The organism is Bradyrhizobium sp. Ken51, from assembly GCF_055807435.1.
The window spans coordinates 1-26184 of sequence record NZ_JBVVPB010000020.1 but is presented as its reverse complement, the minus strand read 5'-3'; the positions used below and the strand labels follow the sequence as shown (position 1 = coordinate 26184).

The 26184-nt window shown below is 64.0% G+C and carries 26 protein-coding genes; 11 read left to right on the top strand and 15 right to left on the bottom strand.

The annotated features are described in order from the left end of the window. Positions 1 to 92: 92 nt before the first annotated feature. From AC0L27_RS28390 to AC0L27_RS28350, 9 genes are all read right to left on the bottom strand, one after another. A complete protein-coding gene (locus AC0L27_RS28390; protein WP_354206083.1) occupies positions 93 to 1964 on the bottom strand; it encodes a bifunctional sugar phosphate isomerase/epimerase/4-hydroxyphenylpyruvate dioxygenase family protein in 1872 nt (623 codons plus the stop codon). Next, the gene (locus AC0L27_RS28385) at positions 1961 to 2698 is read right to left on the bottom strand and encodes an ABC transporter ATP-binding protein (RefSeq protein ID WP_354206085.1); all 738 of its coding nucleotides are present in this window, start codon (positions 2696 to 2698) and stop codon (positions 1961 to 1963) included. Before AC0L27_RS28385 ends, AC0L27_RS28390 begins: the two co-directional genes overlap by 4 nt. 10 nt (positions 2699 to 2708) lie before the next feature. Beyond that, positions 2709 to 3452 (bottom strand): ABC transporter ATP-binding protein, encoded by a 744-nt coding sequence (locus AC0L27_RS28380; RefSeq protein ID WP_354206087.1) that lies wholly within the window; start codon positions 3450 to 3452, stop codon positions 2709 to 2711. Continuing rightward, positions 3449 to 4447 (bottom strand): branched-chain amino acid ABC transporter permease, encoded by a 999-nt coding sequence (locus AC0L27_RS28375; RefSeq protein ID WP_354206089.1) that lies wholly within the window; start codon positions 4445 to 4447, stop codon positions 3449 to 3451. Before AC0L27_RS28375 ends, AC0L27_RS28380 begins: the two co-directional genes overlap by 4 nt. After that, positions 4444 to 5319, bottom strand: a complete 876-nt coding sequence (locus tag AC0L27_RS28370; RefSeq protein WP_354206091.1) for a branched-chain amino acid ABC transporter permease — start codon at positions 5317 to 5319, stop codon at positions 4444 to 4446. The genes AC0L27_RS28375 and AC0L27_RS28370 overlap by 4 nt, the downstream gene beginning before the upstream one ends. Before the next feature lie 233 nt (positions 5320 to 5552). Continuing rightward, entirely contained in the window at positions 5553 to 6683 is a 1131-nt protein-coding gene (locus AC0L27_RS28365) for an ABC transporter substrate-binding protein (RefSeq protein ID WP_354206093.1), read from the bottom strand. 59 nt (positions 6684 to 6742) lie between these two features. Further along, positions 6743 to 7621: a shikimate dehydrogenase gene (locus tag AC0L27_RS28360; RefSeq protein ID WP_275168476.1), complete on the bottom strand. Its 879-nt coding sequence runs from the start codon at positions 7619 to 7621 to the stop codon at positions 6743 to 6745. Positions 7622 to 7764: 143 nt separating this feature from the next. Continuing rightward, complete coding sequence (locus AC0L27_RS28355; RefSeq protein WP_275168475.1) at positions 7765 to 8703, bottom strand: LysR family transcriptional regulator; 939 nt, start codon at positions 8701 to 8703, stop codon at positions 7765 to 7767. A 135-nt stretch (positions 8704 to 8838) separates the two neighbouring features. After that, entirely contained in the window at positions 8839 to 9015 is a 177-nt protein-coding gene (locus tag AC0L27_RS28350; RefSeq protein ID WP_007597932.1) for a hypothetical protein, read from the bottom strand. A 166-nt stretch (positions 9016 to 9181) separates the two neighbouring features. Between AC0L27_RS28350 and AC0L27_RS28345 the strand changes: the two genes are divergently transcribed. From AC0L27_RS28345 to AC0L27_RS28315, 7 genes are all read left to right on the top strand, one after another. Then, the gene (locus tag AC0L27_RS28345; RefSeq protein WP_354063917.1) at positions 9182 to 9910 is read left to right on the top strand and encodes a helix-turn-helix transcriptional regulator; all 729 of its coding nucleotides are present in this window, start codon (positions 9182 to 9184) and stop codon (positions 9908 to 9910) included. An 86-nt stretch (positions 9911 to 9996) separates the two neighbouring features. Further along, positions 9997 to 10656 carry an acyl-homoserine-lactone synthase gene (locus AC0L27_RS28340; RefSeq protein ID WP_354206097.1) on the top strand — a complete coding sequence of 220 codons (660 nt, stop codon included), beginning with the start codon at positions 9997 to 9999 and terminating at the stop codon, positions 10654 to 10656. Between the two features lies 1 nt (position 10657). Continuing rightward, positions 10658 to 10876 (top strand): hypothetical protein, encoded by a 219-nt coding sequence (locus AC0L27_RS28335; RefSeq protein WP_275168472.1) that lies wholly within the window; start codon positions 10658 to 10660, stop codon positions 10874 to 10876. Positions 10877 to 11187: 311 nt separating this feature from the next. Next, entirely contained in the window at positions 11188 to 12105 is a 918-nt protein-coding gene (locus AC0L27_RS28330) for a branched-chain amino acid ABC transporter permease (RefSeq protein WP_007615745.1), read from the top strand. Beyond that, complete coding sequence (locus AC0L27_RS28325; protein ID WP_275168471.1) at positions 12102 to 13046, top strand: branched-chain amino acid ABC transporter permease; 945 nt, start codon at positions 12102 to 12104, stop codon at positions 13044 to 13046. The genes AC0L27_RS28330 and AC0L27_RS28325 overlap by 4 nt, the downstream gene beginning before the upstream one ends. Next, positions 13039 to 13806 carry an ABC transporter ATP-binding protein gene (locus AC0L27_RS28320; protein WP_354206100.1) on the top strand — a complete coding sequence of 256 codons (768 nt, stop codon included), beginning with the start codon at positions 13039 to 13041 and terminating at the stop codon, positions 13804 to 13806. The genes AC0L27_RS28325 and AC0L27_RS28320 overlap by 8 nt, the downstream gene beginning before the upstream one ends. Beyond that, a complete protein-coding gene (locus AC0L27_RS28315; protein ID WP_354206102.1) occupies positions 13799 to 14527 on the top strand; it encodes an ABC transporter ATP-binding protein in 729 nt (242 codons plus the stop codon). The genes AC0L27_RS28320 and AC0L27_RS28315 overlap by 8 nt, the downstream gene beginning before the upstream one ends. Before the next feature lie 174 nt (positions 14528 to 14701). Here AC0L27_RS28315 and AC0L27_RS28310 read toward each other — a convergent pair whose 3' ends face one another. The 4 genes from AC0L27_RS28310 to AC0L27_RS28295 all read right to left on the bottom strand — a co-directional run bounded on the left by AC0L27_RS28310 (position 14702) and on the right by AC0L27_RS28295 (position 19408). Beyond that, positions 14702 to 15067: a hypothetical protein gene (locus AC0L27_RS28310; protein WP_354206104.1), complete on the bottom strand. Its 366-nt coding sequence runs from the start codon at positions 15065 to 15067 to the stop codon at positions 14702 to 14704. A gap of 324 nt (positions 15068 to 15391) precedes the next feature. Then, positions 15392 to 16375, bottom strand: a complete 984-nt coding sequence (locus AC0L27_RS28305) for an FG-GAP repeat domain-containing protein (RefSeq protein WP_473321016.1) — start codon at positions 16373 to 16375, stop codon at positions 15392 to 15394. 56 nt (positions 16376 to 16431) lie between these two features. Beyond that, positions 16432 to 17868: a glutamine synthetase family protein gene (locus AC0L27_RS28300; protein WP_354206108.1), complete on the bottom strand. Its 1437-nt coding sequence runs from the start codon at positions 17866 to 17868 to the stop codon at positions 16432 to 16434. A 181-nt stretch (positions 17869 to 18049) separates the two neighbouring features. Then, on the bottom strand, positions 18050 to 19408 hold the full coding sequence (locus AC0L27_RS28295; RefSeq protein WP_354206110.1) for an aromatic ring-hydroxylating dioxygenase subunit alpha: 1359 nt from the start codon (positions 19406 to 19408) through the stop codon (positions 18050 to 18052). A gap of 109 nt (positions 19409 to 19517) precedes the next feature. Between AC0L27_RS28295 and AC0L27_RS28290 the strand changes: the two genes are divergently transcribed. Together AC0L27_RS28290 and AC0L27_RS28285 are read left to right on the top strand one after the other, a co-directional pair. Next, positions 19518 to 20303: an IclR family transcriptional regulator domain-containing protein gene (locus AC0L27_RS28290; protein WP_354254600.1), complete on the top strand. Its 786-nt coding sequence runs from the start codon at positions 19518 to 19520 to the stop codon at positions 20301 to 20303. A gap of 187 nt (positions 20304 to 20490) precedes the next feature. Next, positions 20491 to 21957: a vanadium-dependent haloperoxidase gene (locus AC0L27_RS28285; RefSeq protein ID WP_354206114.1), complete on the top strand. Its 1467-nt coding sequence runs from the start codon at positions 20491 to 20493 to the stop codon at positions 21955 to 21957. Between the two features lie 148 nt (positions 21958 to 22105). Here AC0L27_RS28285 and AC0L27_RS28280 read toward each other — a convergent pair whose 3' ends face one another. Both AC0L27_RS28280 and AC0L27_RS28275 read right to left on the bottom strand, forming a co-directional pair. After that, the gene (locus AC0L27_RS28280) at positions 22106 to 22501 is read right to left on the bottom strand and encodes a group II truncated hemoglobin (RefSeq protein ID WP_354206116.1); all 396 of its coding nucleotides are present in this window, start codon (positions 22499 to 22501) and stop codon (positions 22106 to 22108) included. Positions 22502 to 22513: 12 nt separating this feature from the next. Further along, positions 22514 to 23422 carry a helix-turn-helix transcriptional regulator gene (locus tag AC0L27_RS28275; protein ID WP_354254598.1) on the bottom strand — a complete coding sequence of 303 codons (909 nt, stop codon included), beginning with the start codon at positions 23420 to 23422 and terminating at the stop codon, positions 22514 to 22516. A 151-nt stretch (positions 23423 to 23573) separates the two neighbouring features. Between AC0L27_RS28275 and AC0L27_RS28270 the strand changes: the two genes are divergently transcribed. Continuing rightward, on the top strand, positions 23574 to 25115 hold the full coding sequence (locus AC0L27_RS28270) for a benzoate-CoA ligase family protein (protein ID WP_354206120.1): 1542 nt from the start codon (positions 23574 to 23576) through the stop codon (positions 25113 to 25115). 129 nt (positions 25116 to 25244) lie between these two features. Beyond that, a complete protein-coding gene (locus AC0L27_RS28265) occupies positions 25245 to 26066 on the top strand; it encodes an alpha/beta fold hydrolase (RefSeq protein WP_354206122.1) in 822 nt (273 codons plus the stop codon). The last annotated feature ends 118 nt before the right edge of the window (positions 26067 to 26184 follow it).

The window sequence follows — 26184 nt, the reverse complement described above, 5'->3', positions numbered from 1 at the left end:
GCGAGCGTAGCGAAGCAATCCAGAATCTTTCCGCAGAGGGATTCTGGATTGCTTCGTCGCAAAGGCTCCTCGCAATGACGGCGTGGAGGCAGCTACACCCGCGGCATGCTCACAGGCCGCACCTCTCGGGCTTGCGCCGCGAGCCTGATGCCGGCATTGGCCGCACCAAATCCCTGATAATCCCTTCGCTCCACGATTTCGAAGAAGAAGCGCTCGTCGAAGATGTGGGTGTAGACCTGGAAGAACTCCCCGTCGCCTTCGCGGTCGTAAAGAATGTGGTTGGCGCGCAGCTGCGCCATCAGGTCGGGCGCGAGGTCGTATTTGGCTTCGATGTCGTCGTAGTAATTGTCCGGAATATCGAGGAAATCCGCGCCGCGCTTGCGCATCTCCGCGACCGCCGCGAAAATGTCCGGGCACGTGAACGCGACGTGCTGCACGCCCGAGCCGAAGAACTCCGAGATGAAACGGGCCGGCAGCGTGCGGTTGGCGGATGAGCCGTTGAGCACGAAGCGCAGGCTCTGGTCGCCGTTGACGACGGCCTGGCTCTGCACGAGTCCTCTGGGATCGGCGATCTCCATCTGCGGCAGCCGCTTGAGGTCGAGGATGCCGGTGTAGAACAGCAGCCACGACAGCATCTCGTCATAGGGCATCGACTGCGCGATGTGATCGACGGCCAGCAGGGCGTCCGCGCGAGCGTCGCTCGGGACCTGTTCGAAATCCGTGTCCCAGTTCTTGCCGGCTTGGTCTAGAAAATACAGCAGGCTGCCGCCGACGCCGTGGATTGCGGGGATCTCGAGCTCGCCCGGCCCGACCGGCTGGTAGAAGGTGCGCGCTTTCAGTGTCTCGGCGCGCTGCATGACGAGGCCGGCATTGTCGACGTCGAGCGCGATGGCGCAGACGCCGGGGCCATGCGTCACGTAGTGCGAATGCGCAAAGCCATCGGTCTCGGAGTTGACGACGAGCTCGACCTTGCCCTGCGACCAGCGCTCCACCGCCTTGCTGCGATGCTTGCCGGTCTTTCGGAAACCGAGCTGCGAAAGTAGGTGGGCGAGTTCGCCGGCCTTGGTCTCGTTGACGGCAAACTCGATGAAGCCGGTGCCGCGACTTTTGGGCTTCGGTGCCAAGGGCTCGCTGATGAGCTTTGGCCAATCCGGTGCAAGCTGGTCCTCCAGCAGGATCAGCGAACGCAGGCCGTCGACCGCGGTCTGTACCGCCGAGCCGGCGCGGAATTGGTCGTTGAAGATCTCCAGCGATAGCGGCCCGGCATAGCCGGTCGCCGCGATCGCCGCCATGAACTCGCCGACCGGCAGATCGCCCTGGCCGGGGAAGGAGCGGAAGTGCCGGCTCCAGGACAAGATGTCGAGCTCGAGCTTCGGCGCGTCCGCAAGCTGGACCAGGAAGATCTTGTCGCCGGGGATCGAGGCCATCGAGCGGACCGGAAAGCCGGGGGCCAGCGCATGAAAGCTGTCGAGAATGACGCCGATCGCGGGGTGATCGGCGCGCCGCACGATCTCCCAGGCATCGCGGTAATCGTTGACGTGGCGTCCCCAGGCCAATGCCTCGTAGCCGACGCGCAAGGACCGTTTGGCCGCGCGGTCGCCAAGTTCGCGAAAATCATCCGCGGCGCGGTCGATGCCGCCGAGCGAGGCCGGCGACACGTTGGAGCAGATCAGCAGCAGATCGGTGCCGAGCTCCTGCATCAGGTCGAACTTGCGTTCGGCGCGGGCAAAGTTGCGCGAACGCTGCGGCTCCGGCATGCCCTCGAAATCGCGAAACGGCTGAAACGCACAGATCTCGAGATTGAGGTCCTTGCAAAGCTGAGCCACCTCGCGCGGGCTTGCGCCGAACGACAGCAGGTCGTTCTCGAAAATCTCGACCGCGTCGAAGCCGGCGGAGGCGATGGCGCGGAGCTTTTCGTCAAGGGCGCCGGAGAGAGAGACCGTTGCGATCGAGCGTTTGGTCATGCTGCGTTGTCCTCCATCGCGCCGCCGAGGAACAATTGTCCGATGCGGGGATCATTCAAAATGCGCTTCGCGCCGTCGACCATGCGGGTCTGGCCGAGCTCGAGCACGATGCCGATGTCGGATATCTCCAGCGCCGAGCGTGCGTTCTGCTCGATCATCAGAATGGTGACGCCGCGGTCGCGCAGGGATTTCAGGATGTCGAAAGTCTGCTGCACCATCAGCGGCGACAGGCCGATCGAGGGCTCGTCGATCAGCACCAGCTTTGGCTCGAGCAGGAGCGAGCGGGCGATTTCGAGCTGCTTCTGCTCGCCGCCGGACAGCGTGGAGGCCTGCTGCGTCGATTTCCGGCGCAGTGCCGGGAACAGGTCGAGCGCGGCCTCGATCCGGCTCTGCAGGTCGATGCCCTTGCCTGCGGAAACGCCGCCGAGCTCGACGTTATGGCGTACCGACAGCTCGGGAAAGATGTTGCGGCCCTGCGGCACGTAGCAGATTCCGGCATTGAGCAGCGCGCGCTGGCTCAAACTGGTGACGTCGCGGCCGGCGAAGCTGATCTTGCCCTCGCGCAGCTTGAGCAGGCCGAAGATCGCCTTGAACACGGTGGACTTGCCGGCGCCGTTCGGGCCGATGATGGTGGTGATGGTGGCCTGCGGCACGGCGAAGGTGGTGCCGTTCAGGATCGTCATCTTGCCGTAGCCGCCGACGAGATTGTGAACCGAGAGGATCGGATCGCTCATGGCTGGTTCCTCAATGTCCAAGATAGGCTTCGATCACGGCAGGGTCCTTGCGGACCTCGTCCGGCCGTCCCATCGCCAGCACCTTGCCTTCCGCCATCACCATCACGCGCGAGCACAGCGACATCACGAATTCCATGTTGTGCTCGATCACGACGAAGGTGGCGTTCTTCTCGCGGTTGATGGCAACCAGCCGCTCCTTCAGGTCCGTCAGCATCGACGGGTTGACGCCGCCGGCGGGCTCGTCGAGCAGCACCAGCCGCGGTCCGCCCATGAAGGCCATGGCGGCGTCGAGCAGTTTTTGCTGGCCATAGGAGAGCCCGCCGGCCGGCTCGTCGGCGAGATGATCGAGCTTGAAAAAGCCGATCATCTGGTTGGCGGCCTCCGTCAGTCCGGCGTCGGAGCGGCCGACCAGGCGCGAGGCCATGCTGCCCTGGTGCTCCTGTCCTGCGAGGATCAGGTTCTCGCGCACCGAGAGTTTTGGGAACACTTGCAGGAGCTGGAACGTGCGACTGACTCCGAGCTTGTTGAGCTCGGCGGGTCGCAAGCCCGTGACGACCTTGCCGTCGAGCTTGACCTCGCCGCCGCTCGGCGTGAGCTGGCCGAGGATGCAGTTGAACAGGGTCGACTTGCCGCAGCCGTTCGGCCCGATCAGGCCGAGGATCTCGCCCTCGCGGACGTCGAAAGAGACGCCGCCGACGGCGCTGATGCCGCCAAAATTCTTCTTCATATCGGTGACTTCGAGGACCGCGCTCATTGCACCGTCTCCAGCCGGGACTTTGCGACGGCGCGCTGGGCGGAGGCCGCTTTGGTTCGCCGCTCGGCGAGATAGCGGTCGAGGATTCCCAAAATGCCGGTCGGCGACCAGATCAGCAGCCCCATCACCGCGATAGCGTAGAGCATCAGATAATAGCCCTCGGTGAAGCGCAGCCATTCCGGCAGCAGCACCGCGATCATCGCGCCGAGGAACGGACCCAGGAAGAATCCGGCGCCGCCGACGATCACCATCATCAAGAGGTCGAGCGAGAGCGACAGGTTGAACGGCACGGGATCGATATATTGCGTCAGCGGCGCATAGAGCGCGCCGGCGACCCCGCCGAGCGCGGAGCCGATCGCGAACGCCATCAGCGTATAGCGTCGCGTGTCGACGCCCAGCGACTGCGCCCGCAGCGGGTTTTCGCGCAGCGCCATGAAGGCGCGGCCCCAGGGCGAGCGGATCAGCCACCACACCGCGAGCGAAACGATCGCGAGCGAGCCGAGACAGACATAGTAGAACGGCAGCGGCTTGTTGGTCGTGATGCCGAAGATGTGCGGACGCGGAATGTTGGAGATGCCGTAGATGCCGCCGGTGAGCCAGCTCTCGTTGCGAAACACCAGGAAGGCCAGCGTGGAGAAGGCGAGCGTGACGAAGGCGAGGTAGTGGTGCTGCACCCGCAGCGCGGGATAGCCGAGCACCCAGCCGACCGCGAAGCTCAAGGCGATCGCGACGACGATCGCCGCCGGCAGCGGCCAGCCATGGGTGGTCATGATCGCCGCGGCGTAAGCGCCGATGCCGACGAAGGCACCCTGCGCCAGCGAGACCTGGCCGGCATAACCGAGCGTGAGGTTGAGGCCCATTGCGGCGATGGCCATCACCGCCCACTGGCTCAGGATGAACAGGCCATAGCGGTTGAAATTCATGGGAACGACGATCAGCGCAGCGATCACGATGAGGCCGAACGCGATCTTCAGAGGTTTGGCGAAGCCGCTCATACGGTGCGCTCCTCGGCGCGGCCGAGCAGGCCCTGCGGCCGGAACAGGATGACGGCGATCAGGAAGATCATCGGCACGGCGGCGCGGTACTGCGTCGAGACATAGGCGGCCGCGAGATTGTCGAGCACGCCGATCAGGAGACCGCCTGCGATCGCGCCGCGCACCTGGTTGAACCCGCCGACGATCGCGGCGATGAAGGCGGCCTGGCCCAGCACCTCGCCGGACGTGAATTTCGCGAGGTAGATCGGCGTGATCAACAGCGAGGCGAGAGCGACCAGGAACGCGTTGATCAGGAAGGTCAGGAGGATCATGCGCTCGACGGGAACGCCGATGATGCGTGCCACCGTCGGGTTCTGCGCCGCCGCCTGCATCTGGTGGCCGAGCGAGGTGCGGTTGAGAAGCGCAGTCAAGCCGAAGACGGCAAGGATAGCGAGGACGAGGACCCCGATGCTTTGCAGCGAGACGGCATGGCCGAGGATGGAGACGTCGCCGGTCGGCACGATCGAGGGGAACGGTGAGGCTTCGGCGCTGAAGAACTGTTTTACGGCCTCCTTGAGGCCGATCGCGAGCGCCATCGTCGCGATCGCCAGCGGCAGCACGCCATGGCGCGTCATCGGATCCACCAGCAGCATCTTGAAGGCGAGGCCGAGCAGGAGCATCGAGAGCAGGATGCCGAGGATGATCGCGAGCCAGAACGGCGCGCCGGCATGCATCGCCGCCAGCATCAGGAACGCCGGCAGCATCACGAACTCGCCTTGCGCGAAATTGATAGTCTGCGAGGTCTGCCACAGCAACGTAAAGCCGACCGCGACCAGCGCATAGATCGCACCGGTTGCAAGTCCCGCGACCAGAAGATCGAACAGATTGGACATTTTCCCCTCTCGGCGCTCGCGCCCTGTCTTCTCGCTCTCCCCGGTCTTCCTTTTCTCCCTCTCCCCGTTCTTTCGGGGAGAGGGTCGGGGTGAGGGGCTCTTTCCGCGACCTCAATTGTCACCGTATTCGCGGAACCAGCCCCTCACCCCGCCCTCTCCCCGCGCAGGGGCGGGGAGAGGGAGACGAAAGATCTCTCCCCGCGAAGAGCGGGGCGAGGCAGAAGGGCAGAGCCTCATTTCACCTTCGGCAGCACCTGCTTCACGACTTGCTTGCCTTCGACCACCTCGACAAGAAAGCTCTGGCGATCGATGTCGCCGGTGTCGCTGAAGGTGACGTCCATCAGGATGCCCGGCTCGTCCGCGGCCTTGATGGTCAGGCCATGCAGATTGTCGGCGAACGCCTTGGAATCGACCTTGCCCATCTTGTCGGTCGTGGCCTTCACCATGTAGACCGCGAGATAGCCCTTCAGGCCGTTATGGTCGGGCACGTAATTGTACTTCTTCGCGAACTTGTCGCGAAACGCCTTGATCAGGTCGACCGGCGCGTCGGTGGTGAGACCGACATGGCCGCGCGCGCCGTTGGCGGCATCGCCTGCGAGTTCGATCACCTTCTGCCCGATCAGCGTGGTCTCGCCCATCAGCGGCGCGGTGACGCCCTGGCGCTTCAGCTCCTTCAGGATGCGTGCGCTCTCTTCTTCGTTGAGATAGACGAACACGGCGTCGGGATTGGCAGCCTTGATCTTGCCGACGTCGGCGGCGAAATCGGCCTGGCCCGCCTCGGTGGAGAGATCGGCGACCACCTTGGAGCCGAGGCGGTCGAGCTCCTTGACGACGACATCGCGACCGCCGCGGCCAAAGTCATTGTTGACCCAGACCACAGCGACCGACTTCGCCTTCATGTCGTCGTGAATGTATTTGGCGACCTTCGGCATCGAGGATTGCTGGCCGAACGAGGTGCGGAACAGGAATTTGTTTCCGGCCTGCGTCAGCTCGGCGGCTTCGCCGCCCATGATCTGCGCGATGCCGGCCTCGGCCGCCAGCGGCGCGGTGACCTTCACGGAGCCGGAATAGCCGGGTCCGAGCAGCACATAGGGCTCGGCGTCGAGCGCCTTTTGCACCTGCGCGCGCGCGACGCCCGGGTTGGATTGCGAGTCCGCATGAGTGACTTCGAGCTTGCGGCCGAGCACGCCGCCCTTGGCGTTGATCTCCTCGATCGCGAGGTCGATGCCGTTCTTCCAATTGGTGCCGACGGTGGCGCCGCCGCCGGAAAGCTCGGCGACGTCGGCGAGCTTGATCGCCTGGGCGTGGACACTGGTTGCGGTCGCGAAGGCAAGCAGGGCGCCCGCCAGAATGGTCGATTTCATGGTCTCTCCTCCGATTTTTTCGTTGATGTTGCGTGCGGCCTTGTGTCCGGCCGCTTCGATTACGCTGCCTGATAGGCCGAGCTTCGTGCCGCCATCACCTCGTCGAATGCCTCTCCCATGACCTCGGTCGATGGGGCGAGGCCCGTGAACAGTTCGAAAGCGTCGGCGGCCTGGTAGATCGCAAGCTCCCGCCCGGTCATGATCCGCGCGCCCTTGGCTTGGGCGGCCGCCAGCAGCGGCGTGATCAGCGGCGAGTAGACGGCATCGGCGACCCATAGGTTTTGACGCAGCAGCGTCGGCGCGACCGGCGTTTCCCGGTTCGGCAGCATGCCGACCGGCGTGCCGTTGACGAGGCCTGTTGCGCCGTCGAGCGCGGCCTCGGCGCTTGCGGCGACCCTGGCGCCACCCTGCTTGACGAGCAGCGCGGCGAGTTTTTCGGCGCGTGCCGGCTCGCTGTCGAAGATGCGGATGTCGGTCACGTCAAGGCTCGCCAGCGCAAAGGCGATCGCCTTGCCGACGCCGCCGGTGCCGATCACGGCGACCGCGTTTCCAGAGGGCGCCAGCAGCGGCGCGACGGCGCGCGCAAAGCCCGTCGTGTCGGTGTTGTGGCCGATCAGCCGGCCGTTGCTGACGACGACGGTGTTGACCGCCCCCATGGCGGCCGCACCCGGTGCCAGTTCATCGAGCAGCGGGACCACCGCCTCCTTGTAGGGAAAAGTGACGTTGACGCCGGCAAAGCCGAGGCGCCGCACGCCTTCCAGCATCATGGCGAGCTCGGCCGAGCCGGCGCCGGCCACCTCGATGAGCTGGTAATGGCCGCGCAAGCCCAGCGCCTCGGCGGCGCGCTCGTGCATGGCGGGGGATGCGGAATGCGCAATGGGAGCGCCGATCAAGCCGGTGAGAAGCTTTTTGCTGGCGGCGTGTCCGGGCTTTGACATGGTTCGCTATCGTCTCGTTGGGAGCGTTCGGTCCCGGCCATTAGCGGAGAAATCTGCGCAATTCCAAGGGGCTTCCGCGTGCGACGATAGCGCTTCCCCCGCCTAACACAATTACCCTCTTGTCCTGCAAACCTAACATAATGTTACTTCCTCCGCCCGCGTGGCGGCGCGGCCCTGCCTTTGCCCCGCGACGGCTCGACCGCGCGCATCTCGGCGCGCAGGGCCTCGATGAAATACTCGACGTGAAGCGACAACGGCGCGCCGCGCTTCACCGCGATATAGGTGTCGAACCGCGTCGGCTCGGTGATCTTGATCAGCTCGATGCCGGGATAGCCGCCATGGGCAACCGTGAATTGGTCGATGATGGCGATGCCGAGCCCCGCCTTCACCAGCGCGCAGACCGTCGTGCCGAAGCGGGCGCGGATGGTGATGTTGTACTCGAGCCGGTGGCGCGCGAAGATCTCGGCCATGATCCGCCCGTAGGGATCGTTGGGATCGATGCCGATCAGCGGATAGCGGGTGATCTCGGCCGCGGAGACCTGCTTGCGGCCGGCGAGCTCGTGGCCCGGCGGCACGATGCAATAGAGTTCGCCGGAGGCGAGCGGCAAGAAATCGAGCCCGGAATGTTCGAGCCGGTAGCTCATCGCAACGCACTCGCCGCGGCCGAGCAGGAGATAGTCGATGGCTTCCTCGAGCTTGAGGATGTTGATGTCGATGCCGAGATCCGGATAGCGCCGCCGGACCCGCTCGATTGCGCGCGGCACCATGACTTGCGAAATGCTCGGCACCGAGCCGATCCGCAGCTCCGACAATCCGCCGCGGCCGATTTTGGAGATGATCTCGGAGAGGTCGTCGACCTTTTTGTAGACGCCGTTGATCTGCTCGAAGATGTTCTCGGCTTCCGGCGTCGGGAAATAGCGGCCGTTCTGGCGCTGGAAGAAGCGGATGCCGAGCGAGCGCTCGGTGTATTTGACGAGGCGGCTGATACCCGGCGCCGAAACGTTCAGCAGCTTCGCCGCGCCGCCGATAGTGCCCGTCACCATCACGGCACGGATCACTTCAACCTGGCGCAGCGTCATCATGTCCCGGGCATCCGAAAGATAATCGTTGGCGGCGATTATCTCACGAGAGCCATGATGTCAGCCAGCGGTAAGGACGGCCAGCGGTAAGGAAGGCGCGCGATCTGTTGTAGCGGCGTCGGTTGCCTCAATTGCGTTCTAGCTCGCCGGTCCGTCCGGCGAGGCGCTCTCCGCCGGCTTACTGCGCTCGCTTTGCAGCACTCCGCGTGCGAACTCGATGATCTTCTGCTTGTTTGCCGTTTCGCGGACAGCAAAAAACACGCGGTTGAGTTCCAGGCCGAGCACGCTGTTGAGGGCGATGTCCTCGTCTTCCATCGTGGTGTTCCCGCTTCGACATCGTAGGTGTATCTTGACGTCACTTCTTCCACAAGTAGATTAAACCTTCGGGGTCAATGGGATACCGGGAAACTACGGAAACGCTGAATTGAGGCAGTGCCCAAAGACGTGCTATAACGGACAGCGAGGGTCAGGAAACGCACCGATGTCCGCCGTGGATTATGGCCGGGAAGCGCTCGACTTCATTGAGGGGCTTGGAGCCTATACCAAGGTTCCCGACGCCATGGACGCGCTTGCGACCGCGTTCGGGCGCTACGGCTTCGAGCACATCATCGTAACCGGCTTGCCGAATCCCGATCAGCGCTTCTCCCAGATGGTGCTCGCCAAGAAGTGGCCGGCGGAGTGGTTCAGCCTCTATACCCAGAAAGGCTACGACCGCGTCGATCCCGTAATCCGCAAATGCCGGCAGACGGTGAACCCTTTCGAGTGGTCCGAGGCGCCGTACGATCCAGAGCTGGAGCCGGGCGCAGTGGAGGTGATGCGGCGCGCTGCCGATTTCCGCATGTCGCGCGGCTTCGTCGTGCCGATCCACGGATTGACCGGCTACGAGGCCGGCGTCTCGCTCGGTGGCGTTCACCTCGACCTCAATGCGCGCAGCAAGCCGGCGCTGCACCTGATCGGCATGTACGGCTTCGAGCACATTCGCCGCTTGCTCCATCCGGCGCCGCATCGATCGATGCGCCTTACCCCGCGCGAGCGCGAGGTGCTCGCTTGGGCCTCGCAGGGCAAGTCGGCCTGGGAAATCGGCGAGATCCTGCACATCACGCAGCGCACCGCTGAAGAGCATCTTGCAACTGCCGCGCGCAAGCTTGGTGCCGTCAACCGGACGCATGCGGTTGCGATCGCGATCCGCCACAGAATCATCACCCCCTGAAATCCGCGCCTACTGGGAAATTTCCCAATAGTCGCTTTGTCCGTTTTCCGTGAGTGTTCCCCTTATTTCGAACAATGGGGGAATAAATGATTCATGTGATTTCTGCCGCCAACCGGCACCTCTACGAGGATGTTCTCGAGCAACATTTCAGGATGCGTCACCAGATTTTTGTCGAGGAGCGGAAATGGGAGGCGCTGCGCAAGCCCGATGGCCGCGAACTCGATAGCTACGACAATGAGGACGCGATCTACCTGCTGGCTCTCGAAAATCGCCGGGTGCTCGGCGGCTCCCGCCTGTATCCCACCACCAAGCCGACGATGATGAGCGAGGTCTTCCCGCATCTCGCCGCGGTGCGCGGTTGCCCCTCCAACCCGCTCGTCTGGGAGTGGTCACGCTTCTTCGTTTCGCGGGAGCGCCGCGACGGTGCGTTCAATTGGCAACTGATGGCAGCGGCGCAAGAGTTCTGTCTCGATCAGGGCATCGAGCGTCTCTGTCTTGTCATGGAGACCTGGTGGCTGCCGCGCTTCCACGAGATCGGATTCATCGTCACGCCGCTGGGATTGCCGGCGCTGGTCGAGAATTCCTGGACGATGGCGGCCACGATCGAGATCCGTCAAGAGTCGCTGGATGCCATGTGTGACCGTATCGGAATGACAAACGTCATGCATCAGGACGGTCCGCGTATCGATTGCATCGCCCTTGCCAACCGCTGCGGCCTCGCTGCCGCGCAACGAAAGAGCGCCTGAGATGTCGAATATGATGAGGGACAGCCAGATCATGGCGCAAATCAAGGACGAAAATCTCGGCTACATGTCCGACATGGCGCTCGAACTCGCGGAGATGGCGGAAGACACCGGATTGGCGACGCTCGCCTATCTTTTCCGGATGGCGGCGCTGGAGGCCTCGACAGCCAACAGCGTGCTCGCCGAACCGGATGACCATTCCCGGCAGATGACGTCGCACTAGGCGTCTCCTTCCCAACGTTGCGACGATTTTCACACCCTCTCTCCGGCAACGGAGGGAGGGTGATCCGTTTGGGTGCGGCAGGTTGACCCATCCTGCGCGGCAGTCTTCTTGCAAGGGCCGATTACAGGGCCAGGATCGATCGCATGCATCGGCATGCAACAAAGTGCATGTTGGATGTCGAATCGCTCTTGCCTCGGAACGATACTGCCATTACCCATTTTTCCGCCTTGTACAGGCAGGGGGAGCTCTTTCACTGATGGCGACCGTGTTCGAACATCGGCGCGAACCTGCGTGCGCCTGAAAGAGTTTTGATGCTGCTCGTCGTCGAACAGTTCTTGAACGGTTTGCAGTTCGGCCTGCTGCTGTTCCTGCTCGCCGCCGGCCTGACGCTGGTGTTCGGGATCATGGATCTCGTCAACCTCGCGCACGGCTCGCTCTACATGATGGGCGCCTATTTCGCCGCGACCTTCGCAGCCTGGACCGGCAGCTTCCTGCTCGGCGCGCTCTTGGCGCTCGGCGCGACCTTGGTGCTCGGCATCGTGCTCGAGATGACCGCGCTGCGGCATCTCTACGGACGCGACCATCTCGACCACGTGCTCGCGACCTTCGGCCTGATCCTGTTCTTCAACGAGGCCGTGCGGCTGATCTGGGGTCCTGCCGGGCTGGCGCTGCCGCTCCCGGCCTGGCTCACGGTGCCGGTGCCGATCCTGCCGGGCATTCACTATCCCGCTTATCGCCTGGCCATCATCGTCGTGGCGCTGCTGGTTGCGCTGCTGCTCTATCTCGGCGTGATGCGCACCCGCATCGGCATGCTGATCCGCGCCGGCGCCTCCAACCGCGAGATGATCGGCGCGCTCGGCATCAACATCAAGCTGCTCTACACCCTGGTGTTCGGCCTCGGTGCCGCGCTCGCGGGCCTTGCCGGTCTGATGCAGGCGCCGATCCTTACCGTGCAGATCGGCATGGGCGAGAACATCCTGATCCTCGCCTTCGTCATCATCGTGATCGGCGGTATCGGCTCGATCCGCGGCGCGTTCCTGGCCGCGATCTTCGTCGGTATGATCGACACGCTCGGCCGCGCCTTCCTGCCCAATCTGCTGCGGCAGGTGCTGAGCGGCGCCGCGGCCTCCACCGCCGCGCCCGCGCTGTCGTCCATGCTGATCTACCTGTTGATGGCGATCGTGCTGGTGGTGCGGCCGGAGGGGCTGTTTCCGGCCAACCGTCGATGAAGTCATTCACTGTGAGCAAGGCCGTGACGGCCCTGATGCTGGCGGGCCTCGTGCTGCTGCCGCTCTATTCGCAACTCTCAGGCAACATCTTCATCCTGACGCTGTTCACCCGCATCGTCATCCTGGCGCTGGCGGCCGCGAGCCTCAACCTCATCATGGGTTTTGGCGGCATGATGAGTTTTGGCCACGCCGCCTATCTCGGCATTGGCGGTTACGCGGTCGGCATGCTGGCGCAGGAAGGCGTCGGAAGCGGCTTCATCCAGTTTCCGGTCGCGCTCGCGGCCTCCGCGACTTACGCGCTGGTGATAGGCGCGCTCTCGCTTCGCACGCGTGGCGTTTACTTCATCATGATCACGCTCGCCTTCGCGCAGATGGCCTATTACGTCGCCTCGGGGCTGGCGCGTTATGGCGGCGATGACGGCCTCACCGTCTACAAGCGCAGCGACTTCTCTGGGCTGATCAATCTGTCGAACCGGACGCAGTTTTATTATCTCTGCCTCGCCTGCCTGTTCGGCGTGGTCTTCCTGATCTGGCGCATCGCCAATTCGCGCTTCGGCCTCGTCCTGCAGGGCCTGCGCTCCAACGAGCAGCGCATGCAGGCGATCGGCTTTCCCTCGAAACGCTACCAGCTGGTCTGCTTCGTCATCTCGGGCATGATGTGCGGCCTCGCCGGCGCGCTGCTCGCCAACAACACCGATTTCGTCAGCCCGGCCGTGATGTACTGGACGCGCTCGGGCGACCTCATGGTGATGGTGATCCTCGGGGGCATGGGCACGCTGTTCGGTCCGGTCATCGGCGCGGTGGTGTATTTGCTGCTGGAAGAGTTTTTGTCGCAGCTCACCGAATATTGGGCGCTGATCATGGGCCCGATGCTGCTGCTGATCGTGCTGTTCGGCCGCGGTGGCATCATGGGCCTGCTCGGGAGGCTCAATCGTGGCTGAACCGCTGCTCCGCGTCGACAGGCTGGTGCGCCGCTTCGGCGGCATCGTTGCGACGGACAACGTCTCGCTCGACGTCGCGGCGGGTGAGCTGCACGCCATCATCGGCCCGAACGGCGCCGGCAAGACCACGCTGATCAGCCAACTCACCGGGCATCTGGAGCCGCATTCCGGCAGCGTCTCGCTGGCGGGGCGCGACATCACCTATCTGCCGGCGCATCGCCGCTGCGCGCTGGGCCTGGCACGTTCGTTCCAGATCACCTCGCTGCTGCTCGATTTCACCGCCGCCGACAATGTCGCGCTTGCGGCGCAAGCGCATGCCGGCACCTCGTTCCGCTTCTTTGCCAATGCGCGCAAGGAGAAAGGCCTGCGCGATGCCGCGCATGCCGCGCTCGACCGCGTCGGTCTCGCCCATCGTGCCGATGTCCTGGTGTCCAGGCTCAGCCATGGTGAGCGTCGCCAGATCGAGCTGGCGGTTGCGCTGGCAAGCAAGCCGAAGCTTTTGCTGCTCGACGAACCGATGGCGGGCCTCGGCGTCACCGAGTCCCAGCGCATGGTGCAGCTGCTCCAGGAGCTGCGCAAAGAGGTCTCGATCGTGTTGGTCGAGCACGACATGCCGGCGGTGTTTGCGCTGGCCGACCGTATCTCGGTTCTGGTCTATGGCCGCGTCATCGCCTCCGGCGATCCGGCCGCGATCCGCGCGAACGAGGACGTCAAGCGCGCCTATCTGGGCGAGGCGCATGTGGTGACGCACCATGGCTGAAAGAGGGATGGGTGACACGCTGCTCGAGGTCGACGGCATCGAGACCTGCTACGGCCTGTCCCAGGTGCTGTTCGGCTTGTCCCTGTCGGTCAAATCAGGCGAGATGGTCTCGCTGATGGGCCGCAACGGGATGGGCAAGACCACGACCATCCGCTCCATCATGGGCCTGACGCCGGCGCGCGCCGGCAGCATCCGCTTTGCAGGCACGGAAGTGCGGACACAACCGTCCTACAGGATAGCGCAACTCGGTGTCGGCCTCGTCCCCGAGGGGCGGCAGATCTTCCCGAACCTCACCGTGCGCGAGAACCTGGTCGCGGCCGCCGCCGATCGTTTCGACAGCAGCAATCCGTGGACGCTGGCGGCAATCTACGTGATGTTTCCGCGCCTGGCCGAGCGCGCCTCCAACATGGGCAACCAGCTCTCCGGCGGCGAGCAGCAGATGCTCGCGATCGGCCGCGCGCTGATGACCAACCCGAAGCTCCTCATCCTGGATGAAGCGACCGAAGGCCTGGCGCCCCTGATCCGCGAAGAGATCTGGAGCTGCCTGTCGCTGCTCAAGAGCCGGGGACAGTCGATCCTGGTCGTGGACAAGAACGTCGACCACCTTGCCCGCATCTGCGACCGCCACACCATCATCGAGCGCGGCAAGACGGTGTGGAGCGGCACCTCTGAAGAGCTGATGGCCGAGCCGGATCTGCAGCACAAATATCTGGGGATTTGACGGGGCGGCGAGGGGCGGTACGCCGTTGCAGCTTCCCTCGGTGTCGTCCTGGCGAAAGCCAGGACCCATACCGCGAGGTCTCCCTATGAGGGCAGTATCAGTACCGAACAACGGTCTTCGCCAAACCCTTTTTGGGGTAATGGGTCCTGGCCTTCGCCAGGACGACGTTGGCAATCACCAATAAATCCCATGCCGATGCAGTTCGCGGATCACGCGTGCCTCGGTGGATGGCTGGCGACGTTTCGGCTTTGCCGTTTCTCTCGCGCTGGCAACCGGCGCGGCGCTGGGCTGAGTTGCGGCCGGAGCGGTCGCGGTTGTTGTGGCAGTCGCTGCCGGAGGCGTTGAAGCTGGGGCGGTGGTCGCCGTCTGGACATTCGTGGGCGCTGCCGCCGGAGCTTGTGGCGGCGTTGCTGCTGTCGTTGCCGAGTCGGCGGTCTGCTGGCTCGCATTTGTCGCTGCAAGGCTGAGGCTCCGCGGTCCGCCGGCATAGGCCTGGCTTGCCAGCAGCGACATTGCCGCGATCAGAATCAGCTTTCGCATGACACCCTCCGTTATCTGGTCAATCCGTCTTACCTAACTCGCCTGTCTCTATCGCGACGAGCGGCCCATCCCGATTTCGATCAGGGTGGCACGGCAGGACAGGCGATAAATCAAGCTGAACAGATGATCCCACATGATCGAACTCCGTTGTTGATCAGTCCGGGGATTGTGACCCTCCATCGTTTCCGGCCATCTTCGCGGGGGCGGAAAAATGACTTCGTCGGCAATGTCAAAGGTTTCGTCGGAAGCACCGGCGCGAAACCGGCTCACGCCGGCGTGAGGGCCTGTCGGAGTAATGGTCGTTGGCTCGGCGCCCCGGCGATCCTAATCGTGGACCAACATCAGCCGACCATCCTCGAGGCCGAACACGAGTGCGGGATGATCGCGGTATTTCATGCCGCCGATATTCGTCGCGATCCTTGCCGGAAGCCTGATGCGCGCGATGTCATGCGGACCAGCGACGAACCCGATGAGCCGCAGCGTTCGCCGTTCGAGGTCCGGCACCGCGAGATCTGGATGGCCGTCGCCATCGAAATCGGCCGTAAAGCTCATGTGCAGCGATCGCGAGCCGATGAAATGGTTCGATACGTCGGAGACTTCCGCCGATTTTTCCAAACGATCATGCCGCCAGGACCACATTTCGAGAATCCCGAGCACATGAGGCTGGCGGACAAGCACGATATCCGTGGTGCCATCGCCGTCGAAATCGGCGATGCCGGCCGGGTTGAGCCAAGCATGGGCGTGGCCGATCGGAGGCGTCTCCGCAACGATGGCCGCCGAGGCGGGATCAATGACAGCCAGCGCGGAGCCGCGTTTCAGATAGGATTTGACCAGCACAATCCTTTCGCGGCCGCCGATCGCGGCGACGCGCGGCTCGAGGTCTTCGAACACGGCGTCACCATCCAGGCGCAGCGTGCGTGGCCCACCCTCGCGCGGCTCGATCACCAGGCTGCCGGCCTCGATGACGTCGCCGAGGACGCCATGGCGATAGCGTTCGGTCGGCTCAGCGAGCCAAGCACGGGCGACGGTGTCGCGGCCTGTCGCGACGCGCCCATCCGCAAGGGCCCCGGGCGGCGGCGCCGGACGTTCGAGCGCCGCGGCCGGCACCATGCGCATCGCTTTCGCGTCGAACTGGTACCAATTCGTGCCGATTGCAATTCGGATGTCGCTATCCGCTAGATCAATTTCGCTGACGCGGCCGGGGGTCCGTACGGTGCTCGCCTGCCAATCGGCCAAAGCTGGCGCGGACAGGGCTGGCGCGAACAGTGTCAGGGAAAATAGCAGGACCGCCGGGCGTAACCGCATCATGGTACTCCTGGAAAATCCGGCCGTGTTGCGGGGATCAGCGGCCGGTTGGCGGCGGCTCAAAACACCTCGAAATATTCGCGGTGCTCCCAGTCGGTCACCTCGGACAGGAAGCGGTCGATCTCGGCATTCTTGATGTGGGTGTAGTAATCGACGAACTCGGCACCGAGCTTTTCGCGGAAGAACGGATCGTCCTTCAGCGCGCTGACCGCATCGCGCAGCGACTTCGGCAAGAGCGGCGCCTTGGTTTCGTAGGGTGTGTCGGCCGACGGGCCGGGATCGAGCTTGCGGTCGACGCCGTCGAGGCCGGAGAGAATCTGCGAGGCCATGTAGAGATAGGGATTGGCGGCGGGCTCGCCGATGCGGTTTTCCAGGCGCGTGGCGGCATCGCCGGCAGCGCCGAGCACGCGGATCATCACGCCGCGATTGTCGCGGCCCCAGATCGCGCGGTCCGGCGCCAGCGAATAGGAGCGGTAGCGCTTGTAGCCATTGATAGTCGGGGTGGTGAACAATGTGGAGGCGCGGGCGTGATCGAGCAGGCCGGCGAGATAGGCCTTGCCGAACGCGCTGAGCGGTTCGCTGCCATCGTTCGCCATGAACTGGTTGTCGCCGCTCGCGCGCGAGACGATCGATTGGTGCAGATGCCAGCCGCTTGCGAACAGGTTCGGCAGCTTCGGCCGGCACATGAAGGTGGCGTGATAGCCGTGGCGGTGCGCGATCTGCTTCACGGCGGAGCGAAACAGCACCATGTTGTCGGCAGGCTCCAGCCCCTTCTTCGGCGCGAAGGTGAACTCACACTGGCTCGGCCCGAATTCGACCTCGACCGAGCGCAAAGGCAATCCGAGCGCGACGATGTCGCGCCGCAGGATCTCCAGCACCGGCTCCATCTGATCGAAGCGCTGCTCGGTGAGGTATTGATAGCCGTGGCTGAGCAGGCTCACCGACGGCGGCGTGCCGGGCTGGCCGGCGTCCTCGGGCCGCATATGCGGATCGTCGAGCTTGAAGATGTGGAATTCGACCTCGAGGCCCGCCACGAAATCGTGGCCGCGGCTTGCGAGTTCGTCGAGCACCTTGCGATACAGCCCGCGCGTCGCGAACGGCACGGGACGGCCGTCATTGAAATAGAGGTCGCACAGCACCCATCCCGTGGTCGGCGCCCATGGCAAAACGCGAAACGTCGTGGGATCTGCGACCATCAGCACGTCTGCCGCGCCCTCCATCTCCTTCATCCCGAAGCCGCCGCCCGAGGTGAACACCGGAAACACCGTGCGGTGCGAGGTGTCCTTGGCGAGCATGGTGGTGGTGATGGAGCAGCCGCTCTCCAGCGACGCGATCGCCTCGGCCGCGACGATGGTCTTGCCGCGCAAAATGCCGTGCTGGTCCGGGAAGGCGAGGCGGATGACCTCGAGGTTCTTCTCCTCGACGATGCGGCGCATACGCGCCGCCGCGTCCTTCTGCTCATCCGACCACAGCGCATGACGCGCGACGAAAGTCACTTTGGTTGCTCCTTGCTAGTCGGCGAGAGCATTGCCCACGCTGTCATCGTCCGCGAAGGCGGACGATCCAGTATTCCAGAGACGTTCGTTTGTCCACGAGAGGCCGCGGCGTACTGGATGCCCCGCTTTCGCGGAGCATGACAGTGGAGTATGTGGCGCCCGCCGCTGCCCAACGGCATTCTCACTCCGCCGCCGTCAGCCGATGCACGTTGTCCGCGATCTCCTTCGGCACCGGGGCCGTCCATGGCGCGCTGCGGCGGCGCTTGACGTCGACTTCCATCCAGTAGATCTCCCAGCCTCGTGTCGGCCCGATGCCGTCCATGGTCGCCGGGCCCTGGATCGAACGTGCGGTGGCCTCGTCGAGATGCAGCATCGGCTTCTCGCCGCCTGCGACTTTCTCGATCTCCTGCCGCAGCAGGCGGCGGTATTGCACGATCGCCTTGTCGCTCGTGCCGAGGTGCTCCTTGGTGCGATCCTGGATCGCGCCCATCGATTCCACCGCCCACTGGTCGTGCACGTTGATGTCGGTACCCATACCGGTATAGGTCGCCGTCTGCTGCTCGTGCGGGTCGAAGCCGTAATCGTTGGTCCTGTTCTTGCGAGATTTGTAGTCCGGCAGCTCATAGAGCTCGAGCCGCTGGTCGCGCATCTTCTTCTTGTCGACCGGATTCGAATAGCTGGTGAAGATCGCGTACCAGTAGCAGTTCTCGTCGTCGACCGGCACGTGCCACTGCGTGATCGTCATCTCCGTGCTCATGGGGATGACGAAGCCGTGCGGGAAGAGCTGGTTGGTGACGCGAACATGGGTGCGCTCCTCGTCGATCTCGCGCAGCGCGATCAGCCGCAGGCCGTATTCGGTGTGCTCGACATTGATGATCGGGCGATCGTATTCGCGCAAAATCTTCGTCATCGGCAAGTCGCTGCCGGCCGAGGCGCCGCGGAACTGCTTGCCGTAGGCCGTCGAGGTGTCCTCGTCCTCGAAGAAGCGATGCAGATAGGAGGCGTGCGCGGGATCGATGCCGACTTCGAGCGCCTGCAACCAGTTGCAGGCCATGTGGCCCTTGAATGCAAAGGTGTGGGTATCGGGCGCGACAAAACAGTCGAGCTCCGGAAAGGCCGGCGGCTCACCCTCGCCGAGCCAGGCCCAAAGGATGCCGCTCTTCTCCACCACGGGATAAGAGCGCTGGCGGATGTTCTGGCAGAGTTTTGAATCCTTCGGCTCGGCCGGGGTCTCGATGCACTGGCCGGTGGCGTCGAACAGCCAGCCATGGAAGGCGCAGCGCAGGCCGCCGTGCTCGAGCCGTCCGAAGGCGAGATCGGCGCCGCGATGCGCGCAGTGGCGATCGATCAGGCCGTAACGGCCGGTCTCGTCGCGGAACAGCACCAGGTTTTCGCCGAGCAATCTGATGGGACGGATCGGACGATCGCCGTCGAGCTCGTCCACCAGCGCCGCCGGCTGCCAGTAGCTCCGCATCAGCTTGCCACATGGGTCCTTCGGCCCGGTGCGGGTGATCAAGTCGTTCTGCTCCTGGCTCATCATGGCGAGTGCATCCTCTGTGGAGTGGCGGTTGTTCGCCTATTGAACGAATGGGCGAATTATGACATGCCTTGATCCGCCAGCAAGCACTATTTTGCAGGACCCTGACATCATGCCCAAGCTGAAACGAAGCGAGAGCGACGAGCGCGCGACGGATTTCGTCGAGAGCCTCGACCGCGGGCTGCGCCTGCTGCAGTGCTTCGGCACCACGGCCGGGCCGATGACGCTCAGCGATCTCGCCCGTGCCGCCGAGCTTCCACGCGCCACCGCGCGGCGCATGTTGTTCACGCTCCAGCGCGGCGGCTTCGTCAGTGGCGACGGCAAGCTGTTCTCGCTGACGCCACATGTGCTGACACTCGCCGCGTCCTACCTGCGGTCGAACCAGCTCGTCACGGTCCTGCAACCAGTGCTCGACCGCGTCGCGACAGCGGCCAACGAAATCTCCTCGCTCGCGGTGCTCGACGGCAATGAGGTCGTGTTCATCGCGCGCAGCAGTCCGGCGCGGATGTTTTCGGGTGGGCTGGACATCGGCTACCGGCTTCCAGCGTTTTGCACCTCCGTCGGTCGCGCCATGCTCGGCCAGCTCGACGATGCCGATCTCGCCGCACGGCTGAAAGCGATGAAGCGCGAGGCGCTGACGCCCGATGCTGTAACCGATCCCAAGGCACTGCTCGCGCGCATCGTCGCCGACCGCGCGCAGGGCTATTCGCTAGTCGACCGCGAAGCCGAGCCGCATTTCCGCTCAATCTCCGTCCCGGTGCGTCGTTATGACGATGTCATCGTCGCCGCTATCAACATGGGCGCCCATGTCGACCGCGTGCCGGCGCAGGAGTTGATCGAGCGATTTTTGCCACTGTTGCGTGAGGGCGCAGTGGCCATAAAGGATCGCCTTCTCTAGGCGCATCTTGTCTCCATTCAGCAGACGCAGCTTTAGGCGGACCCGCGCCGCGGCGAATCGCCACGCCTGTAAGTTGGATCACATCCGCACCTCGCCCCCACGAATAGCATGCAGGCGCCGCACGCCAAGATTGTACGTGGCGCTATCTTCATTTGAACGTGACCGACAATATTGAAGGAGATTAGGAATGACCGCGACTTCTAAACAGCTTCGCTACTGGGTCGATATGGCAATCGAATGCATCCGCCGGGATCATACGCAAGCGCTCAGCCCCGGCGATCAAAAGGGTCCCTTTTTGACGGCGCGGGCGCTGGGCATGGCACTCGCCGCGCTCAATGACGCCCATGCACATGCAAGCAGCCGTTCCCGTCTTTTGAACGTCGCCGCACCGCCCGGTCTTGGCGATGCGAACGCCCAGATCGCGGCGGCCGCCGCCTGCGCCCAAGTGTTGCTCAGGCGATATCCAAATCAGACCCGCTTCCTGGATCCGGCTTGGAGCACGTGGCTCGAGTATTTCGGCCTCGGGCAGCCCGGGAGCGCGTCGGAGCACGCCGGCCGCGCGTTCGGCGACGCGGTGCACGCCCTCGGCACAAGCGATGCGACCAACGCCGCTGCGGATCAATATGTCGCTACCGGCGCGCCCTATACGCATATTGCCCCTCCGAACCAGCCGACCCAGCGTTACGCCGGCGGAAAATGGGGCGAGTGCACGCCCCTGCTCGCGACGCGAATCGCGAACTTTCCACCGCCTCCCGGCCGAATCTCGCCAACGCAGGTCGAGCCGACGCCGCACTATCAGGCCGATTTCGCCAAGGTCGTGGAGAAGGGAGGCCTTCAGCGCACGGCGGGCTCTCGGACCTTGGCCGAAGAAGTGGTCGGCATCGCATGGGGCTATGATGGCCCGCCTGAGCTCGGCACCCCGCCGCGACTCTACCTCCAGGTCTTGCTGACGGCTCTGGACGCGATCGAGGCACGGACCCCCGGCAAATTGAACCTCGCCGACGAGCTCACGATCGTCGGAGGCGCCGCGATCGCAATGGCAGATGCCGGGATCGACGCGTGGCACTACAAATATGCCGACACGCACATGATGTGGCGTCCCGCGGTGGGCATTCAAAAAGCCGTTGCGGGCAATGGGAAAGCCATACCGGGCTGGCTGCCGCTCGGCCGCCCCGACACCAACGGAAGCGGCATCGGCTTGACGCCGGACTTTCCGGCCTACCCCTCCGGACATGCGACGTTCGGTGCGGCGGCATTCCAGCTGTTGAGGCTCTTCCTCGTCGAAAAGGGCGTCACGTCGTTCAACCAGCACGGGGTCGATAAGTTCGCCTTTGATTTCGTCTCCGACGAATACAATGGCCGCAACATCGATCCGCGAACGATGCTTCCGCGCGACCATCTGACGCTCAGTCACGACAGTCTCTGGCGCGCAATCACCGACAATTCCGTCAGTCGCGTCTATCTCGGCGTGCACTGGCAGTTTGACGGCATCACCAAACGCAACCCCGCAAACACTGCCGACGAATTCGGGATTCCCACGCCGGTTCATCTCGGACACACCGGAGGTGTATGGCTCGGAGCGCAAATCGCCAACCAGATCGCTCCGAGACTGGGCATCAGTCAGGCGACGATCGCCGCATCGAAGATCACCTGACGAATGGTCGTTGTGGCTCGTCAATAAGCTGAAGCGCGACGGCGATTCAATCCAATCTCATCGCGCTTTGGCATTGGTGAGCGCAACGAGACCAGGGAAGGTCATTGAGACGCGATCTGGATTCTCGCTCCGCTCATCCCTTGGCCGCTCACGTCCGGTTGCGCATCCAGTCGGCGAGGCCCGACAGAGCGCGCTCGAGATCCTGCCGCGCGGCAGTGTCGACGACCGTCTCCTCCAGCGCGCCGCGCATGCAAAGCATCCACGCGTCGCGCTCGGCGTCGCCAATGGCAAAGCCGATGTGGCGCTGGCGCAGCCGCGGGTGGCCCTTCTCGACTGAATACAGTTTCGGGCCACCGGTCCATTCGGTGAGATAGCGCTTCAGCACATCCCTGATGAGGCCCAGGTCGTCCGCATGCATCGCGCGAATGATCTTCGCCTCCGGCAGCGTATCCATCCGCTCATAGAAACGATCGACCAGTCGATTGATCGTGGTGCTGCCGCCGATCCGCTCGAACATGGAGATTGCGACGGCGCTATCGGTCATGGGAGTTCGGACCTACAGCGCCACGCTGCGCAGCCCGAAGCTGCGTGCTTCGTTCTGCAGCACCGGCCGCACCGCATCGATCAGCCTTGCCGCGGCGGCATCGACGGAAAGCCCGGCCGTGTCCACCACCGCCGTCGCGCGTGCATACAGCGGCTCGCGGCTCAGGAGGATGTTGCGCAGCTCCGCCATGGCGGAGCGGTCGTCGGCCATCGGGCGCAAATCGCCCTGGCGGCGGACGCGGGCCATGTGCTCCTCGGGCTCGGCCTTCAGCCAGATCGTGTAGAACGACGACAGGATCTGGTCGAAGGTCAAGGGCTCCGACACGATGCCGCCGCCGGTCGCCAGCACCATCAGCTCGTTGCGCGCGAGCAGCTGCTGCAGCGCCGCCTGCTCCATGCGGCGAAAACCTTCCTGGCCATAGAGCGCGATGATCTCGGCGACCGAGAGGCCGTTCTGCTGTTCGACCTCCTTGTTGAGCTCGACAAAACTCCAGCCGACCTTCTTCGCCAGCATCCTGCCGAGCGTCGATTTGCCGGCGCCGCGCAGGCCGATCAGCGCGATGCCGCAGAACGGCGCGCGCCGCGGCGCGGTTGCGCTGCCGCCCGCAAGTAAATCCTTGGCTTGCGCGATCTGCGCCGGCGTCGCCTTGCGCAAGAGATCGCGAAACATCTGCCAGTCCGGGGTCGGATCGACCGAGGGAAGCAGATCTTCGAGATGCGCGCCCATCGCGTCGGAGACGCGGCGGAGCAGCACGATGGAGACATTGCCCTTGCCGCTTTCGAGCTGCGCGATGTAGCGCTCCGATATTCCTGATACCTTGGCGAGCACCTTGCGCGACATGCCGCGCAGCGCGCGCATGTTGCGCACGCGCTGGCCGAGCTGTTCGAGAAATCGGGATTCGGCGTCGGGACTGTCGGTCATGGACTACGGATCACGGGCTTCTTGTGCGGGGGTCTTCTTTTAGGGGTGTCCTGCGGCGCGTATTAATGAAACATAGTGCCTGCTGGCATTGACAGCAAGCCGATGCGGTGTCTTTCTATGAATTATAATTCTAAATTCAGGGGAGAAGTCCGTGAGCGAGGGATCCTATAACGCGGTGACCTGGCTGCTCGACCGGAATGTCGAGGAGGGACGCGGCAACAAGCTCGCCTTCGACGACACCGTCTCACGGCTCACCTATGGCGAGCTCCAGCGCGAAACGCGGCGCGCCGCCAACATGCTGCGCCGGCTCGGTGTCCGCCGCGAAGAGCGCGTGGCCATGATCATGCTGGACGCCGTCGACTTCCCGCTTCTGTTCCTGGGCGCGATCCGCGCCGGCATTGTGCCGGTGCCGCTCAACACGCTGCTGACATCGGATCAATACGCCTACATCCTCGCCGACTGTCGCGCGCGCGTGCTGTTCGTCTCGGAAGCGCTCTATCCCGTCATCAAGGACGTCGTCGGCCGCATGCCGGATCTCGAGCATGTCGTGGTGGCCGGAGCCAAGCAGAACGGCCACAAGCAGCTCGCCGAGGAGATTGCGGACGAGAGCGACCGGTTCACCACCGCTGCGACGCATCCGGACGAGCCGGCGTTCTGGCTGTACTCGTCAGGCTCGACCGGCATGCCCAAGGGCGTGCGGCACATCCATTCGAACATGCAGGCGACCGCGGACACTTATGCGAAGCAGGTGCTCGGCATCCGCGAGAACGACGTTTGTCTTTCTGCGGCAAAGCTGTTCTTCGCCTATGGTCTCGGCAATGCGTTGACCTTTCCAATGTCGGTCGGCGCCACCGTAGTGCTCAACAGCGAACGGCCGACCCCCGCGCGCATGTTCGATCTGATGAACCGCTATAATCCCTCGATCTTCTACGGCGTGCCGACCCTGTTCGCGGCGATGCTCAATGACGAGGCGATGAAGGGCGAGCGCGGCGGCAAGAATTTGCGCATCTGCACCTCCGCCGGCGAGGCGCTGCCGGAATCCGTCGGCAACAGCTGGAAGGCACGCTTCGGCGTCGACATTCTCGACGGCGTCGGCTCGACCGAGCTGTTGCACATCTTTCTGTCGAATGCGCCCGGCGACATCAAATACGGCTCCTCCGGCAAGCCGGTGCCGGGCTATGCGGTGCGGCTCGTCAACGAGGCCGGACAGGATGTCGCCGACGGCGAGGTCGGCGAACTCCTGGTCGATGCGCCCTCCGCCGGCGAAGGCTACTGGAACCAGCGCCACAAGAGCCGCCGCACGTTCGAGGGACCGTGGACCCGCACCGGCGACAAATATGTCAGGGATGCCGAGGGCCGCTACACCTTCTGCGGCCGCGCCGACGACATGTTCAAGGTCTCAGGCATCTGGGTCTCGCCTTTCGAGGTCGAGAGCGCGCTGATCACGCATCCCGCCGTGCTGGAAGCTGCCGTCGTGCCGGAAGCCGATCCGGAAGGTCTGCTGAAGCCGAAGGCTTTCGTCGTGCTGCGCCCCGGCGCGACGACGACGGGCCTGCAGGAGATGCTCAAGGACCACGTCAAGCAGAAGATCGGCCCGTGGAAATATCCGCGCTGGATCGACGTGGTGGACTCGCTGCCGAAGACGGCGACGGGCAAGATCCAGCGGTTCAAGCTGCGGGACGGGGCGAATTGATTGGCCTCGTCATTCCGGGGCGCGCGAAGCGCGAACCCGGAATCTCGATCCGCAGACTGCAATCTCGGGTTTCCGGATCAACTCGCTTTGCGAGTTGTCCGGAAGGACGGACTGAATGGATACGACAGCATGACCGACCTCACCCCCACCGGCTTTCTCAGCATCGACAACGCCAGCCTCGAATACAAATGGCTGGCGCCGCAATCCGCCGATGCACCCACCATCGTCATGCTGCATGAAGGCCTCGGCTCGGTCGGGCTCTGGGGTGACTTCCCCGAGAAGCTGCAGCAGGCGACCGGCGCCGGCATCTTCGCCTATTCGCGTGCAGGCTATGGCCAATCGAGCCCGGTGACGTTGCCGCGCCCGCTCGATTACATGCAGCGCGAGGCACTGGACGTGCTGCCGAAGGTGCTCGATGCGATCGGCTTCAGGCGCGGCCTGCTGCTCGGCCATTCCGACGGCGCCTCGATCGCGACCATCTATGCCGGCGCGCATCAGGATCATCGCCTGAACGGCCTCGTGCTGATCGCGCCGCATTTCATCGTCGAGGACATCTCGGTGAAATCCATCGCCGCGATCAAGAGTACCTTCGAGACCACCGACCTGAAGGCAAAGCTCGCGCGCTGGCACAAGGACGTCGACAACGCCTTCTATGGCTGGAACGGCGCCTGGCTCGATCCAAAGTTCCGCGACTGGGACATCTCGGAATATCTCGCCTACATCCGCGTTCCGGTGCTGGTCCTTCAAGGCGTGGACGACCAATACGGGACGCTGCATCAGGCCGAGATCGCGCAGCAAGAATGCTATTGCCCGGTCGAGTTGGAAGTCATTTCAGGCGCGGCGCATTCTCCCCACCGCGAAGCTCCGGGACAGACGCTTGACGCGATTGAGCAATTTGCAGCAGCGGCCCTGCGCGAAGACATGAAACAAAATGCATGTTCACTCGCTTAAGGGGTAGACGCGCCCAGGAATGTGCACTATTGTGCATCTAACGCTATAGCCAAAACGCATAATCAAGCTCAAGGGTGGCCCATGGCCGGGGAAGATCGGCGCCTCGCAGGCGGCGCGA

Bases quoted from the DNA above. Each gene is read 5' to 3' on its own strand.
- AC0L27_RS28310 (WP_354206104.1), bottom strand. From the start codon at position 15,067: ATGCGAAAGCTGATTCTGATCGCGGCAATGTCGCTGCTGGCAAGCCAG.
- AC0L27_RS28305 (WP_473321016.1), bottom strand. From the start codon at position 16,375: ATGATGCGGTTACGCCCGGCGGTCCTGCTATTTTCCCTGACACTGTTC.
- AC0L27_RS28315 (WP_354206102.1), top strand. From the start codon at position 13,799: ATGGCTGAAAGAGGGATGGGTGACACGCTGCTCGAGGTCGACGGCATC.
- AC0L27_RS28280 (WP_354206116.1), bottom strand. From the start codon at position 22,501: ATGACCGATAGCGCCGTCGCAATCTCCATGTTCGAGCGGATCGGCGGC.
- AC0L27_RS28295 (WP_354206110.1), bottom strand. From the start codon at position 19,408: ATGATGAGCCAGGAGCAGAACGACTTGATCACCCGCACCGGGCCGAAG.
- AC0L27_RS28385 (WP_354206085.1), bottom strand. From the start codon at position 2,698: ATGAGCGATCCGATCCTCTCGGTTCACAATCTCGTCGGCGGCTACGGC.
- AC0L27_RS28350 (WP_007597932.1), bottom strand. From the start codon at position 9,015: ATGGAAGACGAGGACATCGCCCTCAACAGCGTGCTCGGCCTGGAACTC.
- AC0L27_RS28370 (WP_354206091.1), bottom strand. From the start codon at position 5,319: ATGTCCAATCTGTTCGATCTTCTGGTCGCGGGACTTGCAACCGGTGCG.
- AC0L27_RS28325 (WP_275168471.1), top strand. From the start codon at position 12,102: ATGAAGTCATTCACTGTGAGCAAGGCCGTGACGGCCCTGATGCTGGCG.
- AC0L27_RS28275 (WP_354254598.1), bottom strand. From the start codon at position 23,422: ATGACCGACAGTCCCGACGCCGAATCCCGATTTCTCGAACAGCTCGGC.
- AC0L27_RS28330 (WP_007615745.1), top strand. From the start codon at position 11,188: ATGCTGCTCGTCGTCGAACAGTTCTTGAACGGTTTGCAGTTCGGCCTG.
- AC0L27_RS28285 (WP_354206114.1), top strand. From the start codon at position 20,491: ATGACCGCGACTTCTAAACAGCTTCGCTACTGGGTCGATATGGCAATC.
- AC0L27_RS28380 (WP_354206087.1), bottom strand. From the start codon at position 3,452: ATGAGCGCGGTCCTCGAAGTCACCGATATGAAGAAGAATTTTGGCGGC.
- AC0L27_RS28355 (WP_275168475.1), bottom strand. From the start codon at position 8,703: ATGATGACGCTGCGCCAGGTTGAAGTGATCCGTGCCGTGATGGTGACG.
- AC0L27_RS28345 (WP_354063917.1), top strand. From the start codon at position 9,182: ATGTCCGCCGTGGATTATGGCCGGGAAGCGCTCGACTTCATTGAGGGG.
- AC0L27_RS28390 (WP_354206083.1), bottom strand. From the start codon at position 1,964: ATGACCAAACGCTCGATCGCAACGGTCTCTCTCTCCGGCGCCCTTGAC.
- AC0L27_RS28265 (WP_354206122.1), top strand. From the start codon at position 25,245: ATGACCGACCTCACCCCCACCGGCTTTCTCAGCATCGACAACGCCAGC.
- AC0L27_RS28335 (WP_275168472.1), top strand. From the start codon at position 10,658: ATGTCGAATATGATGAGGGACAGCCAGATCATGGCGCAAATCAAGGAC.
- AC0L27_RS28375 (WP_354206089.1), bottom strand. From the start codon at position 4,447: ATGAGCGGCTTCGCCAAACCTCTGAAGATCGCGTTCGGCCTCATCGTG.
- AC0L27_RS28290 (WP_354254600.1), top strand. From the start codon at position 19,518: ATGCCCAAGCTGAAACGAAGCGAGAGCGACGAGCGCGCGACGGATTTC.
- AC0L27_RS28360 (WP_275168476.1), bottom strand. From the start codon at position 7,621: ATGTCAAAGCCCGGACACGCCGCCAGCAAAAAGCTTCTCACCGGCTTG.
- AC0L27_RS28365 (WP_354206093.1), bottom strand. From the start codon at position 6,683: ATGAAATCGACCATTCTGGCGGGCGCCCTGCTTGCCTTCGCGACCGCA.
- AC0L27_RS28340 (WP_354206097.1), top strand. From the start codon at position 9,997: ATGATTCATGTGATTTCTGCCGCCAACCGGCACCTCTACGAGGATGTT.